The organism is Roseibium sp. SCP15 (genome assembly GCF_040329435.1).
Classification (GTDB): domain Bacteria; phylum Pseudomonadota; class Alphaproteobacteria; order Rhizobiales; family Stappiaceae; genus Roseibium.
Genome location: NZ_JBDZYI010000001.1, coordinates 318300 through 333188 on the forward strand (window position 1 = coordinate 318300; position 14889 = coordinate 333188).

Genomic DNA, 14889 nt, shown 5'->3' on the forward strand with positions numbered 1-14889 from the left:
TTCCTTGATTATAGTCAAGTGTCACTCTGAGATTTGGTACGGCGTTTCGAACAAAAATCTTTGAATTCTTACGTGAATTATGTCGGCGTCGCCTTACGCGGCACCTACCGTTGCTTGTGTCTGTCCGGGTGATGAAAAAAGAAAACACCGATGACGGAAGAAGCCGCAAGAAGCGACAGCAACCAGAAGGCCGGTTGAAACGAGCCGGTAAGGTCAAGCGCATACCCGGTAATCACGGGCGCCAGGAAACCTGCTGCGGCAAACCAGATGGTCATGATTCCCATGGCGGTGCCTGCATTGCGAGGAGTGAGATCCGTGATGACCGCATAATAGGCCGCGTTGGCTGCGAGCGACGAGCCAACGGCAAGTGTTATCGACGCCATTGCCACGTAAAGGTTGTCGATCATGGACGCGGGAAAAATGGCGATTGCAGCAAACAGCTGCGTGCCGGCAATCTGAAAGCTGCGCGCTTTTCGCAGGCTGTTCGTCCGGCGCAGGATCCTGTCAGACCAGGGACCGAAGAGAAGCAGCAGAACCGCGGCCAGCGCCCAAGGAAGAAATGCGAAGTAACCGACCTGCGACAGTTCGAGGTTATACGACTTGCGCAGAAATTCCGGCATCCAGCTCATGAAGAAGAAGATGAAATAGCCAAAAACAAAATAGGCCCAGTAGTTCGCCAGCAATGTCGGGTTTGTCAGCAGTTGCCGCCATTCGTCGCTCGACGGGACATGACGTTCGAAATGCTCTCCAGCCTGTTTTTGCTTCGCTTCGATAAAGGCCTGTTCCTGCTCGCTGATCCTGTTTGACCTGGATGGAGTGTTGGCAAAGAAAATCAGCCAGAACGGTAGCCAGAGCAGGCCAAGAACGCAGAGTGTGAAGAACATCGCGCGCCAGCCGAACGCGTCGATCAAGATTGACACGAGCGGGGACCCGATCGCCAGCGCAACGGGAACCGCCACAAGTGCGCCGCTCAATGCCGTTGCGCGTTCCTCAGGTGGGAGCCACTTTGTGATTGTGGCTTCCATGATTGGAAAACTCGGTCCCTCTGCCAGCCCCAAAACCGTGCGGGCGACATAAAGCATGACAAAACCCGTCGCCGCGCCGGTCCAGCCGATTGCAAATGACCAGAGTGCCAGTGTTGAGGCGAGGACGAATTTGGATCCGAAGCGGTCGACGCCAATGCCGCCGAACAGGGTGCTGATAATGTAGCCGATCCCGAATGCGCCCATGACCAGACCCAATCTGGTTGAGCTGAGATCGAATTCCGATTGGATCAGGTGAGCTGCGAAGGCGATCGACGAGCGGTCGATGTAGTTGATGATCGTGACCGCAAACAACAAGAACACGACAGTCCAGCGAAACCTGTCAGCCATTTTGCACAGCTCCCTGTTGCCAAAAAGCAACTTTACATAGGGATTGTGAATTTGTGCAAGGGAGGGTTTTGCCGTGTCCGATTGAACGGATCAGCCGTGCGAGACCATGTCTGATTGCAGCAGATGACCACAGGCCTCACTACCAGAATTCAGTTTTCGTGGACGCGGGATTGCAAGGGCACCCACATGGCTGGCGAACAATCTGTAAACCACAGGACATGACGGCGCCCGGTCAAGCAGGCGCCGTCAGATAGAAAGCATTACTCGGCGGCGGTTCCGACAGCCTGCCTGGGTTCCAGATCGGCAGCGTCGTGGCGCTCTGCCACCTGGTCTTCTTCCTCACCCCAGACCTTGTTGACCTTGCGGCCACGTTCGACGGCAGGGCGGGCATCGATCTTCTCAGCCCAGGCTTTGACATTCTTGTATTCGTCTACCGAAAGGAACTCGGCGGCATCATAAAGACGTCCAAGAACAAGACCGCCATACCACGGGAAGATGGCCATATCGGCAATTGTATAGTCGTCGCCGGCAATGAAGGAGCGATCGGCCAGCGTTTCTTCAAGGACGTGCAGCTGGCGCTTGGTTTCCATGGCGAAGCGGTCGATCGGGTACTGGAACTTCTCGGGCGCGTAGGCATAGAAGTGACCAAATCCACCGCCGAGATACGGTGCTGAACCCATCTGCCAGAAAAGCCAGTTCAGCGCTTCTGTCCGTGCTGCCGGATCTTTCGGCAGAAATTCACCGAACTTCTCGGCCAGATAAAGAAGGATCGAACCGGACTCGAACACGCGTGTAGGCGTTTCCGTGCTGCGGTCGACCAGAGCAGGGATCTTCGAGTTCGGGTTGGCTCCGACAAAGCCGCTGGAGAACTGATCACCTTCGTTGATGCGAATGAGCCAGGCGTTGTACTCAGCATCCTTGTATCCGAGCGCCAGGAGCTCTTCCAGCATCACTGTGACCTTGACCCCGTTCGGCGTGGCCAGCGAATAGAGTTGCAGCGGGTGCTCGCCGACCGGCAGGTCTTTCTCGTGCGTGGAGCCGGAAACCGGGCGGTTGATGTTGGCGAACTGGCCACCACTCGGTTGTTCCCAGGTCCAGACTTTCGGCGGGGTGTAGGATGAGGTGTCGCTCATGCGGAAGCTTCTCCAGAACAGGACAGATAGATAACAGGTCGCGGGATTTGCCGAACACGGCACGGGAAATCATCGCAATGTTACGATTAAATAGGGAGCTGGTTCGGGTTTGCCTAGAGCCCAAGCCATTTCGTTTTGCACTTTTGTCGGGTCGCGGAGGGAAACGCGGTGGCAAAATCGCCCGCAGGCCATGAAAAGTCTCGGTAAATCGTACAATGCGCGCCGGCTTCTCAGCCTATTTACCCTCGACCCTGCGCAATCAATCAGGCATCCTAAAGGTCTGAAGGCCTCTGACGACACGCTCGGCGACCATATCCAAATGGCCTGACCTTATCCACGCGACATTGAAGTTCGTTTCCGGAGGCTTTTCGAGGGAGCGACACAACAACCAGAAAATCAGCCTGCCCCCGTCCTGATAATTGTCGATAGTTATGGAGGACGTCATGAATCTGAGACCTGACCCGAGTTTTTACCCCACCGCGCGACTGGCGATGGCCGCACCGGTTGAGAAACTGGCCTTCACTCTCTTGCTAAGTCCGGACTTCAGCCAGCCCGACGGGTTGGCCGTGGTGAATGTTGACGCAGAAAGTGCAGACTACGGCAAAATTGTTCACACGGTCATGATGCCGAACAAAGGGGATGAGTTTCACCACTTTGGCTGGAATGCCTGTTCTTCGGCATTGTCGCCCCTGGCAGGTCATGCCTTTCTTGAGCGCCGCTATCTCATCATCCCGGGCATTCGATCTTCCCGCATTTACGTAGTGGATGTGAAAGATCCATTGAACGCGGTGATTCACAAGATCATCGAACCTGAAGAAGTGTTTGAAAAAACGGGTTATTCCCGACCTCACACAATCCATTGCGGTCCTGAGGGCATCTACGTCTCCACGCTGGGAGGCGGCGGAAAAGATGGAACCGACGGTCCTCCGGGTATCTTTGTGATGGACTGTCAAACCTTCGAAGTCCTGGGTCGCTACGAGATGGATCGGGGCATTCAGGACAAGCACTACGATTTCTGGTGGAACCTGCCTCGGGACTACATGATCTCGTCCGAATGGGCCGTGCCACCACAGTTCGAAAACGGGCTTGTTCCTGAAGATCTCCTGTCCAACAAATACGGACACAAACTGCATTTCTGGGATTTGCGGGCACGCAAGAATGTCCAGACCATAGATCTGGGCGAAAACCACCAGATGGCACTGGAGATACGGCCGGCGCACGACCCTGCCAAGCAACACGGGTTTTGCGGTGTTGTGGTCGATACGACCAACCTGCAGGGTTCGATTTTCACCTGGTGGCGCAAGGATGACGGCACGTTCGAAGCCAGGAAGACCATCACGATCGACCCGCAACCGGCAGATCCGGACGACTTGCCTGAAATGCTGAAAGGATTTTCCGCCGTGCCGCCCTTGGTGACGGATATCGATCTCAGCCTGGATGACAAGTTTCTTTATGTCTCCTGCTGGGGGACGGGTGAAATGCATCAATATGACGTGTCCGACCCGTTGAAGCCGACGCTGACCGGCAAGGTCGAGATCGGCGGCATCGTCAAGAAAACCAGGCATCCGAACGGCAAGGAGTTCGGCTACGGTCCGCAGATGGTCGAGATCAGCCGTGACGGAAAGCGGGTGTACTGGACCAATTCCCTGTATTCGACCTGGGACGACCAGTTCTATCCGGGTGACAGAGGCGCTGCGATGGTCATGGCGAGAGCCGACCCAAAAGGCGGCCTAACCCTCGACAAGGACTTCTGGGTGGAATTTCCCAAAGGGTATCGCTCACACCAGATCCGGCTGGAAGGCGGCGATTGTTCCACCGACAGTTTCTGCTATCCGTCGGTCTGACCATTGGAAAACTTCAGCCTGGCGGCCCTTTGGTGGGCCGTCATTGGATCCGGTCTGTATCACGGTCTCAATCCCGGCATGGGGTGGCCGCTCGCTGTATCAGCTGCTCTGATGGAGCAGCGTACAATGGCGCTGCCCCGTGCCTTGATATCTTTGGCGGCAGGCCACCTGATAGCCATGCTTGTCATTCTGCTTCCGTTTTCCGCGATGATCGCCCTTGTCAGTCTGGAGCGGGAAATCAGGATTATTGCGGCCATATTGGTGATCGGTATGGGCGTTTATCTGCTGGTGTCCAATCGGCATCCCAGATTCCTGGCAAGAATTTCGCCCGCCAAACTCGGCGCCTGGTCGTTCCTGGTGGCATTTGCACACGGCGCGGGATTGATGCTGGTTCCGATTTTCCTCGGAATTTGCGCAACGCTCAGCAGTCCGGGGCACAAGGCGGCAGGTTCGCTCATGGCCGCGGACGTTCGAATGGCCTTGCTGGTGGCGGCGGTCCACACTCTGGCCATGGCAGTGGCGGGAAGCGCCCTCGCATTTGGAGTCTACTACTGGCTGGGACTGCGCTTCCTTCAGAAGGCCTGGTTCAATCTGGATAAGGTCTGGGCTGTCAGTCTCATCCTCGTAGGGGTCTTTGCACTCTGGTTGTCTCACGCCGGTTGAGCATTCGAAGGCCATTTCTTTCTTTGTCGCGCATGTGACTGCTGAGATGTCGGGAGCGTGCACTTGTTAGCGCAGCAGCTCGGCTTCGAAAGGGAATTGCGACAGGATCTCGATCCCGGTTTCCGTAATCAGAACCTGTTGTTCCAGCTTGACACCTTCCTTGCCGCCTTCTTCACCGATGTAACTCTCCACACAAAGCGTCATGCCCGGCTCAATGACACCGTCGTAACCTGCATCCGGGAAATCCCCATGGTGGTAAAGATAGGGATATTCACCTGTCATCCCGCAGCCATGCGCAGACAGATAGTACCGATTGGCATAGTATTTCTCCGGAATGTCCCAGGCCCTGTCGGCGTAGTCGCGAAAGGTGAGGCCGGGGTGAAGGATGCTCATGTTGTGGTGAACCTGCTCATAAGCAATCTTGTAGAGGTCGCGTTGCTCCTCCGAGGGCGCACCGGGCCCCGAATGAAAGGTTCGCGAAAAATCCGCATAGTATCCATGGCAGCCGACGACATCCGTATCGAGCGCGATCAGTTCGTTTTCGCCGATGAGACTGCCAGAGGTTTCCTGAAACCAGGGATTGGTTCGCTCCCCGGCACTCAGTAACCGTGTTTCGACGTAATCTCCGTTCTGTTCAATGATGGATTTGTGCAGCACAGACCAAAGTTCTGCTTCGCTCATACCGGGCCGGATTGCCTTGCGCAGCTTTGCCACGCCGATCTCTGTGGCGCGTAAGGAAGCGAGCACGCATTTCATCTCTTCCTCCGACTTGATGGCACGGGCCATTTCAATCGGCTGTTGGGCATCAACGATGCGAAGACCTGCGTCCTTAAGGGCGATCGCCGTTCCGGCATTGAGCCGTTCCAGGCCGACAGTGGCGTTTTTATCGCCGGTCAACTCGAGGATGGTTGCCGTCATCTCTGCCGCCCATTTGCGCTCGCGCTCCGCGATGTGAGGCCCCGCAGCGACAAAGCTGGCTGTTGTTGCTGGCCGGACCTCATCGACCGTCTCAAACCCTTCGCCAAGATGGAGGCAACCTGTGAATTCGAAGAGAATGGAGCGGTTCTGCGTCATCAGCAGGTAGCGCGACGGGGCGTTGCGCATGGAAAAGACCTGCATGTTTCGTGTGCCGGTGGCGTAGCGGATGTTGACCGGGTCGGAAAGGATGATTGCATCGACGCCGAATTCGGCCATTTTCTCGCGGACCCGGGATTGGCGATAGGCACGAACCGCCATCAGGTCGATGGATTCGCTCTCCGGCACTCTGTCCAGTTGCGCAAGGCCCTCAAGGTCGCTGCGCTCTGCGTGCCAGTCCAGTTCGGCCATGATACATCTCTCCCTGATCTTCCAGTTAGTAATATCAATCGGGAAGGCAGGGCAGAAAAGTGTACAAATTTTCCCTGCAATTGATAACTTGTCGTTATGCAAGGCTATCGCAAGACATTGCCGCCGCTGGACACGCTTGTCTTCTTCGAAGCAGCAATGCGGCACCTGAACTTCACGGAAGCCGCGGATGAACTGATGGTCACGCAGGCCGCGGTCAGCAAACGGATCCGGCAGCTGGAAGACTGGCTGGGCATCGGCCTGTTCGAGCGATCCGGACGCAGGCTGGTGCCGACGGATGCCGGGCGTAGCCTCTATGAGAAGACAGGAATGACACTCGACTATCTTGATCAGGCGCTGGGTGCGCTCAAGGTGCCGGACCATCCTGTCGTTCGAATAGCCTCTGTTTCGGCTCTCGCAGCCTTCTGGTTACAGCCGAAACTGAGGGAGTTTGCGCTCTCGGAAGACGCGTGCCCATTCAACCTGATAACAAGCGATGAATTGGGTGACTTGCTTCGCCCCGAACACGATCTTGTCCTGGTGCATGGCGATGGCAAGTTTCCGGGTTTCAGAACCGAATTGCTGTTTCAGGAAATAACGGTCCCTGTGGGTCATCCTGACGTGATTGCCTCAGCACGAAACATGGCGCTGGAACAGGGGCCGCCTTTGCTCGACTATTCCCGACTTGCGCCGAACTGGATCGACTGGACAGGCTGGGTAGAGCGTACCGGCGAGACCGGTTTTCTGGAGTGCCCGAGAATTCGCTGTGCAAGTTACAATCAGACGATTGGAAGAGCCATGAAAGGGCAGGGGCTTGCGCTCGGGGCGCTGCCGCTCCTCAAGGAAGAGATTGCATCCGGTCAACTGGTTCCACTGGAAACGGGAACCCTGGCGACCGGCCTTGGATACTATCTTGCTTGGCCAAAAGAAAAACCGCTCAGCCGGGAGGCCGAGCGGTTGACACTTGCGTTGACCGGCAGCGAGCCTGCCTGAATGGATCCTGGCGGAAGTATTATTCGCGCACGATATAGACCGAGCATTTGGAATGGCGGGCGACCCGGGCCGCATTTGGACCCAAAAGATAGTCCCGCAGTTCCGGCCGGTGTGCCCCCATCACGATGAGGTCGATCGACAGGCGGTCCGCCATCTCCAGAATTTCCTCATAGACGGTGCCGTGACCGACAATGTGGCGTGCCTTCGTCTCTGGTCCCAGGGTGCTGGTGACAAATGCATGAAGAGCCTTGTCGGCCTCCTTCAGCATGTTTTCCTCAGCATCATCCTTGAACCAGGTGGACACCCAGCCGCCGCCGAGCGGTGGCATCACCGTCATGACATTGAGCGTGCCGCCATCCAGGTCAACGAAGCGCTTGGCTTCCTCCAGAATATGCTTCTGGTCTTCCAGATGTGTCAGATCGACAGCCGCAAGAACGTTCTTTTTCATCTTGTTGTCTCCCGTTACGCCGTTGCCGATGCCGGATCAGAGGTTTCCGATGGATTGGCGTAGAGACGCCGCCGCTGCAGCAAAACAATAATGCCGAGCAGCAGAAGGGCCGGGATATAGAACAGCTCCTTGCGCGGCCGTTCGGCTGGCACTTCGAGTTCCTTCAGTTCCCAATCGAAATCAATGCCAAGGTTTTCAGCTGAGCCACCGAAGGCAAGGTCGTCGACGAACAGATTGCCGTCCTCGTTGCGGAAAGCCAGTCCGGCGCTGTCCATCAGGCGGGCTTCGCCATCAGGCCCCTTCGGCCCGAGAGGCAGCAGATACTTGGCATCCACTGCATTGCCTTCCAGGTTTTCGCCAGTGAGACGAACCTGCAGGTTGGCATTGTCAGGAGCCTCCTGAGCCATCTGGTAGACTTGTTCGGCCGGACGGGTCTCGAATTCCGGATAAACCATGTTCAGGAAGAACCCTGGTCGGAACAGCGTAAAGGCGACCAGGAGCAGAACGGCGCTTTCCCACAGCCTCGACTTCACAAGGAAGTAGTTCATCGTGCCCGCCGCGAATAACAGCATGGCGATCAGGGCGACAATGAAGACGAAGATCGCCTGAACCGGACCGACATCAATCAGCAACAGATCCGTGTTGAAGATGAACAGGAAGGGCAGGAGTGCCGTGCGGATCGAATAGAAGAAGGCCTGGAAGCCTGTCTTCAACGGATCGCCTTTGGAGATTGCCGCGGCTGCGAAACTGGCAAGCCCGACAGGTGGGGTCACGTCCGCCATGATGCCGAAGTAGAAGACGAACATGTGGACTGCCACCAGCGGTACAATCAGACCGGCTTGGGCGCCGAGTTCCACGACAACGCCGGCCATCAACGACGATACGACGATGTAGTTCGCGGTGGTTGGCAGACCCATTCCGAGAATGATCGAAATCAGGGCGACGAAGAACAGCATCGCCAGCAGGTTGCCGCCGGACAGGAATTCGACGAATTCGGCCATCACCTGACCGATACCGGTCAGCGTCACCGAACCGACGATGATACCTGCGACACCCATTGCTGCCGCCAGGCCGATCATGTTGCGGGCACCTACGACCAGCCCTTCGGACAGATCGTCCCAGCCTTCCTTGATGTGCCGTGCGACTTCGCCTTCTCCGCGGAAGAAGGCCTTCAGCGAATTCTGCGTCATCAGGATGATCAGCATGAAGATCGCGGACCAGAAGGCCGACAGACCCGGAGACTTCCGTTCGATCATCAGGAGGTACATCAGGAGCAGGATCGGCAGCAGGTAGTGCACGCCGGTCTTGAAGATGACGCCGACGGGGGGCAGGTGCTGCATGGTCTCAAGATCGGTCTTCAGATCCGGTCCCTTCGACGCGTACCAGACCGCTGCAATGTAGGCGATGCCAAGCAGGACTATGAGTATGGGCGTCGATGCGGCTCCAAAGGCGCTCTCGAACGTGTCCACGATGACGCCGAGCAGGAACAATGTGCCGCCACCGATGATGATGCAGATGGCGATGATGAAGATCGCGCCCAGCAGGAAGGTGACGTTGTTCATGGTTGACGTGCCCTTCATGCCGCTTTTCAGGGCTTCCAGGTGCACGATGTAGACGAGGGCGATATAGGAAATCGCGGCCGGAATAATGGCTGTCTTGACCACTTCCACATATGAGATGCCGACATACTCGGTCATCAGGAAGGCCACGGCCCCCATCACCGGTGGGGTCAGCACGCCGTTGATGGAAGACGACACTTCAATCGCGCCCGCCTTGGTTGGCGAGAAACCGACCTTCTTCATCAGCGGAATGGTAAAGGTACCGGTCGTCACCACGTTGGCGATCGAGGAGCCCGAGATCAGGCCCGTCGCGGCAGAGGCGATAACAGCAGCCTTTGCCGGACCACCGCGCAGGTGACCCAAAGCTGCAAAGGCGAGCTGAAGGAAGTAGTTGCCTGCACCTGCCTGGTTGAGCAGAGCGCCAAACAGAACGAACAGGAACACAAAGCCCGAGGACACGCCGAGCGCCACACCGTAAACACCCTCGGTGGTCAGCATCAGGTGGCTCATGGCCTTTTCGAACGATGCGCCTTTCCAGCGGACGACGTCCGGCAATCCGTCCCAGGATCCGAAGAACACATAGGACATGAAGAAGATGGAAACCGCCATCAGCGGAACGCCGAGGGACCGTCTGGCAGCTTCAAGCAAAAGCACCAGGCCGACACCGGCCATGATGAGGTCCATCGTGTTGGGAACGCCCGTGCGGTCGGCAACGCCCCGATAGTCCCACCATAGATAGGAACAGCTCGCCGCGGCGGCGATTGCGACGAGCCATGTCAGCTTGGGAATGTAGTGACGCGGGCTGTTCTTGAATGCGGGGAAGGCCAGGAAGGCCAGAAGCACGGCAAATCCAAGGTGGATCGCGCGTGTCTGCGTGTCGTTGAGAACGCCGACACCCAGAATGTATGGAAGAGGCGAAGCTATCCAGAGCTGATAGACGGACCAGAAAAGCGGCACATACCAAAGGACGTTGCGTGAAAAGGCATCCTTGGGTGCGCGGGCTCCGGTATCTGCCTCGGCGACTATATCCTCGAGGTCATTATTCTCTGTATCCACCGACTTGTCGGTCATGCTGCCCCCGCCCAAACGTTTAAACAATCAATAGAACTGCAGCCCGGAGGGCCGGGCTGCAGCATTTAATGGTCCGGATTACATCCAGCCTTTTTCCTTGTAGTACTTCACAGCACCCGGATGCAGGTCGGCAGTCAGGCCGTCCTTGATCATTTCTTCCTGCTTCAGGCGGGAGAAGGCAGGGTGCAGTTTCTTGAAGTCATCGAAGTTTTCGAAAACAGCAGAAACAACGGCATAAGCGACTTCGTCGGAAACGTCAGCAGACGTCACGAAGGTTGCTTTCGGACCCCAGGACGGAACGTCGTCCGGGTTGCCCGGGTACATGCCGCCGGGAATGGTTGCTGCTGCGTAGGCGGTGTTTTCAGCCAGCAGGTTGTCGATGGCTTCACCGGAAAGCGGCACCATCTTGATTTCACAGGTAGACGTTGCTTCCTGAGAAGAACCGTTCGGAAGACCGGCTGCCCAGATAGCCGCGTCCAGCTTGCCGTCACACAGAGCAGCAGCCTGCTCGGAGGATTTCAGCTCGGCTGCGAGAGCGAAGTCGTCCGGCGAAAGACCGGTGTACTTCATCAGGGTTTCTGCAAGAACGCGGGTACCGGAACCCGGGTTGCCGATGTTGACCTTCTTGCCTTTCAGGTCTGCCGGGCTGTTGACGCCGGCATCAGCGCGAGCCATGACGTGCATCGGCTCCGGGTGCACGGAGAAAAGTGCACGCAGTTCCGGATATGCACCGTCATCGGTGAATGCGCCGGTGCCGTTCAGGCCAGCTGCCTGCACGTCGGACTGAACAACACCGAAATCGAGCTCACCCTGACGGATGGTGCGGGTGTTGTAGACAGAACCGCCGGTGGATTCGACCGAGCAGCGAATGCCGTGGTCCTTGCGGCCCTTGTTGACCAGACGACAGATTGCGCCGCCGGTCGGATAATAAACGCCAGTCACACCACCGGTGCCGATGGTAATGAATTGCTCTGCAGATGCTGCTCCAGTGAATGCGATGCTGGTCGCCAAAACGGCGCCGGCAAGGTTCAGTTTCATCATCATGAGACTAGGCTTCCCTCTTGTTAAATTTATAAATCTAGCGTGGTGCCTCCCACCCTAGACATTTTCAAACTCGTCGAGCAAGCGATTGTGCTTGTCGACTTCTTGGATCCTGGCTTCCGCTTCGGATCCGGCTCGCGCAACCAGCATGCCTGTTATGGTTTCAATGAGCACCAGCGTGGCTGCGTAAGACGAGAAAAAGTGTGGACTTTCAGTGCGTTGTATGAAGAGAAAGTCGGCGTATTGCAATCCCGGGAAAGCGTGGCTGTCCGTCAGGACGATGACTTTTGCACCACTTCCTGCAGCGACCTTGGCAGCGCGGACCGAGCGGTGCGCATAAGGGTGCTTGGAGATGATGAGAACGGTGTCTTCAGCGTTCAGGCCGGCAAGGGTGCTGCCGAGCGTCGCGCCATTGCGACCGGCAACGACCCAGCGGTCATCGAACCACTTTGCCAGATAGGCGAAATAGTCGGTAAATCCGGCAGAGGCGAGAGCTCCGATCAGAACAATCTTGCGAGAATTCGCCAACCGCTCGACCACGGCATCAAGGGTCGCCGGATCTATATCCGCGACCAGGGCGTTGATGTTGCTGATGCAGGCCGAGACCTGCCTTGGAAGAAGAGGCTGGTCGGCGTCCGATTGCAGGCGCCGGGCCTTGTCCTGAAAGCTGTCTTGTCCGCGTTGGCTGAGTTCCAGCCGCGCCTGTTCTCTCAGGGCTTCGTAATCAGCATACCCGATAGCGCGGGCGAGACGGGTATAACTTGCCGGAGAGACACCGCTCGCGGAGGCAACGGACCTCAGGCTCCTGGTGGCGATTTCTATCTTGTTTTCAGCAATGTAATCGGCGGCGACACGCAATGTCTCGCTCAGCTCGGCGTAGTTGGCCGAGATCGCTGTCCGGATTTGGGGCGGCGAATTGGTTTCCATTCGTTTACTGTTTCATTTGTTTTTTATCTTGTCAATTTCTGAAACAAATGTTTCTTTCCGAAAAATCTTGTCGCTGACGTGGAAACAACCTGATGTCATCAAATGCTCTTCCCGCCCATGCTCCTGTCGTCGTCATAGGCGGCGGAATCATGGGCTGTTCAACCCTGTATCATCTCGCCAAGATGGGGGTATCCGACGCCATTCTCCTGGAACGCAACCAGCTCACTTCCGGAACCACATGGCACTCTGCGGCGCAGGTGCGCGCACTGCGTCATTCCCGCAATCTAACCCGGATGATCCAATATTCTGTTGAACTTTACAGCCAGCTGGAGAAGGAAACCGGGCAGGCGGCCGGATGGATCCAGAAGGGGTCGCTGTCCATTGCCACGAATGATGACCGGCTAACCCACATAAAGCGTCAGGAAGCGCTCGCAAAAGCGTATGGCATTCCGGCCCACTCCATCAGTGCAGAAGAGGCAAAGGAACGCTGGCCGTTGATGAACGCGGATGATGTTCTGGGTGCCGTCTGGTCGCCGGACGACGGCCGTGTCAGTCCGTCGGATGTCTGCGCGGCGCTTGTGAAAGGGGCGAGGTCGCTCGGTGCAAAGCTTTTTGAAAAGACGGGCGTAACTGCGATCCTGACGGAAAACGGCAAGGTCAAGGGCGTGGAGACCACACAGGGCACCGTCATGTGTGACGCGATCGCCCTTTGTACCGGGCTATGGTCCCGGGAGGCAGGTGCGATGGCTGGTGCGGAAGTTCCGCTTCTGGCCTGCGAGCATTTCTATCTGCTCACCAAACCAGTCGACGGCATTGTTGGCAATACCCCGACGCTCAGCGATCACGACAACCATCTTTACATCCGTGACGACAGTGGCGGCCTGCTGGTTGGCTGTTTCGAGCCAATGGGCAAGCCGATCGCGCCGGGTGTCCTGACTGAAAGTTTCGAATTCGGCTTGTTGCCGGAAGACTGGGATCATTTTGAACCCATGATGATGAACGCTCTGCACCGACTTCCGGCACTTGAAACGGCAGAAGTGAAAATGCTGCTGAACGGACCGGAAAGTTTTACGCCGGATGGAACGTTCATGCTTGGCGAAACGGCCGAAACCAGGGGTCTATTCCTCGGATGTGGCATGAACTCCGTCGGCGTGGCTGCTGGTGGTGGCGCGGGCATGAACCTCGCGCACACCATCATTCACGGAGCTCCCGCCTACGACCTTTCCGAAGCCGATGCCAAACGTTTCGCGCCGATTTACAACTCGGTCGAACACCTGATGGCCCGCGCACCGGAAGTGCTTGGAACACACTACGATATCGCCTATCCAGGCAAACAGTTCAAAACCGCGCGTGATCTTCGCAAACTTCCGCTCGACGCCGAATATCGATCGGCAAAGGCTCATTTTGGTCAGGTCTTCGGCTGGGAGCGGCCGCTTTACTTCGGCAAGGAGCAGGAACCGGTTCTGAAATTCGGCCGTCCAGACTGGTTCGAGAATGTCAGGTCGGAAGTCCAGGCTGCTCACGAGAGTGCAGCGATTTTTGATGCGTCTCCCTTCGGCAAGATAGAAGTGGAGGGTCCGGATGCAGAGGCGTTCCTCCTCAAGACCTGCGCTGGCTATGTGGCTCGCAAGCCTGGCTCGGTCATTTACACAGCTGTGCTCAACGAGCGTGGAACCTTCGAAAGCGACATCACCGTTCAGCGAATTTCCGAAACTCACTATCGCCTGTTTGTCGGAACGAATGCGATCAAACGTGACCTGACCTGGTTCCGCCGCCATTCTGACGGGTTTGACGTTTCCCTGACAGACAGCACCGAGACATATGCGGTGCTTGGGCTCATGGGCCCAGATAGTGCAAGGATCGCTGCAGAAGTCGGGGCTCCGGAGCTAAACGACATCGGATACTTCAAGCATGGTGAAGCTCACATTGCCGGACATCACGTGCGTGCTGCACGGCTTTCCTACGTCGGCGAAGCAGGTTGGGAGATAACCTGCCGTTCCGAAAACGCACCGGCCATCTATGCCGCATTGACGGCTGCAGGGGCAAAACCGGCCGGCCTTTATGCCCAGACGTCCATGCGTGTCGAAAAAGCGTTCTGCGCCATGGGGCATGAACTGGACAGTGATCTGACGCCTGTGGAGACCGGTCTGGATGCGATGACGCGCAAGGCCGGTGGTTTCATCGGTGCGGAGGCGATCGCTGAACGCAAGGCAGCCGGAAAGGTTTCCAAGGTCCTTTCTCTCACTCTTGAGGATGAAACCGCAGTCCCGCTTGGCCACGAGCCGGTTCTGCTCGAGGGCGAAATCCTGGGCCAGACCTCGACATGCGCCTTTGGATACCGGGTCGGCAAACCGATTGCGCTCGCGCATGTGGAGCGCCCGGTTGAAACAGGCACGACAGTGCAGATCGATATCGCAGGGGAGATCTTCAATGCGGTCGTCACCAACGGACCGCTGTTCGACCCTGAAGGACGCCGGATGCGGCCGTCCTGATTTGTGACTTGAGAGCGGAGCG

11 protein-coding genes are annotated in these 14889 nt (G+C 57.0%); 4 read left to right on the forward strand and 7 right to left on the reverse strand.

The features are described 5' to 3' along the window. Positions 1–104: 104 nt before the first annotated feature. Positions 105–1373 (reverse strand): MFS transporter, encoded by a 1269-nt coding sequence (locus tag ABLO27_RS01450; RefSeq protein ID WP_353030006.1) that lies wholly within the window; start codon positions 1371–1373, stop codon positions 105–107. Between the two features lie 260 nt (positions 1374–1633). Continuing rightward, on the reverse strand, positions 1634–2506 hold the full coding sequence (yghU, locus tag ABLO27_RS01455) for a glutathione-dependent disulfide-bond oxidoreductase (protein ID WP_353030007.1): 873 nt from the start codon (positions 2504–2506) through the stop codon (positions 1634–1636). 443 nt (positions 2507–2949) lie between these two features. Between yghU and ABLO27_RS01460 the strand changes: the two genes are divergently transcribed. Next, entirely contained in the window at positions 2950–4350 is a 1401-nt protein-coding gene (locus ABLO27_RS01460) for a selenium-binding protein SBP56-related protein (RefSeq protein ID WP_353030008.1), read from the forward strand. Positions 4351–4428: 78 nt separating this feature from the next. Beyond that, positions 4429–5013: a hypothetical protein gene (locus ABLO27_RS01465; protein WP_417714747.1), complete on the forward strand. Its 585-nt coding sequence runs from the start codon at positions 4429–4431 to the stop codon at positions 5011–5013. 66 nt (positions 5014–5079) lie between these two features. On the opposite strand, the gene ABLO27_RS01470 is transcribed toward ABLO27_RS01465, so the two are convergent. Next, entirely contained in the window at positions 5080–6339 is a 1260-nt protein-coding gene (locus ABLO27_RS01470; protein ID WP_353030010.1) for a M24 family metallopeptidase, read from the reverse strand. A gap of 96 nt (positions 6340–6435) precedes the next feature. On the opposite strand from ABLO27_RS01470, the gene ABLO27_RS01475 reads away from it, so the two are divergent. Continuing rightward, positions 6436–7329: a LysR family transcriptional regulator gene (locus ABLO27_RS01475; protein WP_353030011.1), complete on the forward strand. Its 894-nt coding sequence runs from the start codon at positions 6436–6438 to the stop codon at positions 7327–7329. 19 nt (positions 7330–7348) lie between these two features. Here the strand turns inward: ABLO27_RS01475 and ABLO27_RS01480 are convergent, their stop codons facing one another. The 4 genes from ABLO27_RS01480 to ABLO27_RS01495 all read right to left on the reverse strand — a co-directional run bounded on the left by ABLO27_RS01480 (position 7349) and on the right by ABLO27_RS01495 (position 12375). Beyond that, a complete protein-coding gene (locus ABLO27_RS01480) occupies positions 7349–7777 on the reverse strand; it encodes a universal stress protein (protein ID WP_353030012.1) in 429 nt (142 codons plus the stop codon). Between the two features lie 14 nt (positions 7778–7791). Then, positions 7792–10407: a TRAP transporter permease gene (locus ABLO27_RS01485; RefSeq protein ID WP_353030013.1), complete on the reverse strand. Its 2616-nt coding sequence runs from the start codon at positions 10405–10407 to the stop codon at positions 7792–7794. A gap of 78 nt (positions 10408–10485) precedes the next feature. Beyond that, on the reverse strand, positions 10486–11445 hold the full coding sequence (locus ABLO27_RS01490) for a TAXI family TRAP transporter solute-binding subunit (protein ID WP_353031663.1): 960 nt from the start codon (positions 11443–11445) through the stop codon (positions 10486–10488). Between the two features lie 60 nt (positions 11446–11505). Next, positions 11506–12375 (reverse strand): MurR/RpiR family transcriptional regulator, encoded by an 870-nt coding sequence (locus tag ABLO27_RS01495; protein WP_353030014.1) that lies wholly within the window; start codon positions 12373–12375, stop codon positions 11506–11508. A gap of 92 nt (positions 12376–12467) precedes the next feature. Here ABLO27_RS01495 and ABLO27_RS01500 point away from each other — a divergent pair, with 92 nt between their 5' ends. Beyond that, positions 12468–14867 (forward strand): GcvT family protein, encoded by a 2400-nt coding sequence (locus ABLO27_RS01500; protein WP_353030015.1) that lies wholly within the window; start codon positions 12468–12470, stop codon positions 14865–14867. The last annotated feature ends 22 nt before the right edge of the window (positions 14868–14889 follow it).

Coding starts and splice junctions, on each gene's coding strand:
- ABLO27_RS01450 (WP_353030006.1), bottom strand. CDS start 1,373: ATGGCTGACAGGTTTCGCTGGACTGTCGTGTTCTTGTTGTTTGCGGTC.
- yghU (WP_353030007.1), bottom strand. CDS start 2,506: ATGAGCGACACCTCATCCTACACCCCGCCGAAAGTCTGGACCTGGGAA.
- ABLO27_RS01460 (WP_353030008.1), top strand. CDS start 2,950: ATGAATCTGAGACCTGACCCGAGTTTTTACCCCACCGCGCGACTGGCG.
- ABLO27_RS01465 (WP_417714747.1), top strand. CDS start 4,429: ATGGGGTGGCCGCTCGCTGTATCAGCTGCTCTGATGGAGCAGCGTACA.
- ABLO27_RS01470 (WP_353030010.1), bottom strand. CDS start 6,339: ATGGCCGAACTGGACTGGCACGCAGAGCGCAGCGACCTTGAGGGCCTT.
- ABLO27_RS01475 (WP_353030011.1), top strand. CDS start 6,436: ATGCAAGGCTATCGCAAGACATTGCCGCCGCTGGACACGCTTGTCTTC.
- ABLO27_RS01480 (WP_353030012.1), bottom strand. CDS start 7,777: ATGAAAAAGAACGTTCTTGCGGCTGTCGATCTGACACATCTGGAAGAC.
- ABLO27_RS01485 (WP_353030013.1), bottom strand. CDS start 10,407: ATGACCGACAAGTCGGTGGATACAGAGAATAATGACCTCGAGGATATA.
- ABLO27_RS01490 (WP_353031663.1), bottom strand. CDS start 11,445: ATGAAACTGAACCTTGCCGGCGCCGTTTTGGCGACCAGCATCGCATTC.
- ABLO27_RS01495 (WP_353030014.1), bottom strand. CDS start 12,375: ATGGAAACCAATTCGCCGCCCCAAATCCGGACAGCGATCTCGGCCAAC.
- ABLO27_RS01500 (WP_353030015.1), top strand. CDS start 12,468: ATGTCATCAAATGCTCTTCCCGCCCATGCTCCTGTCGTCGTCATAGGC.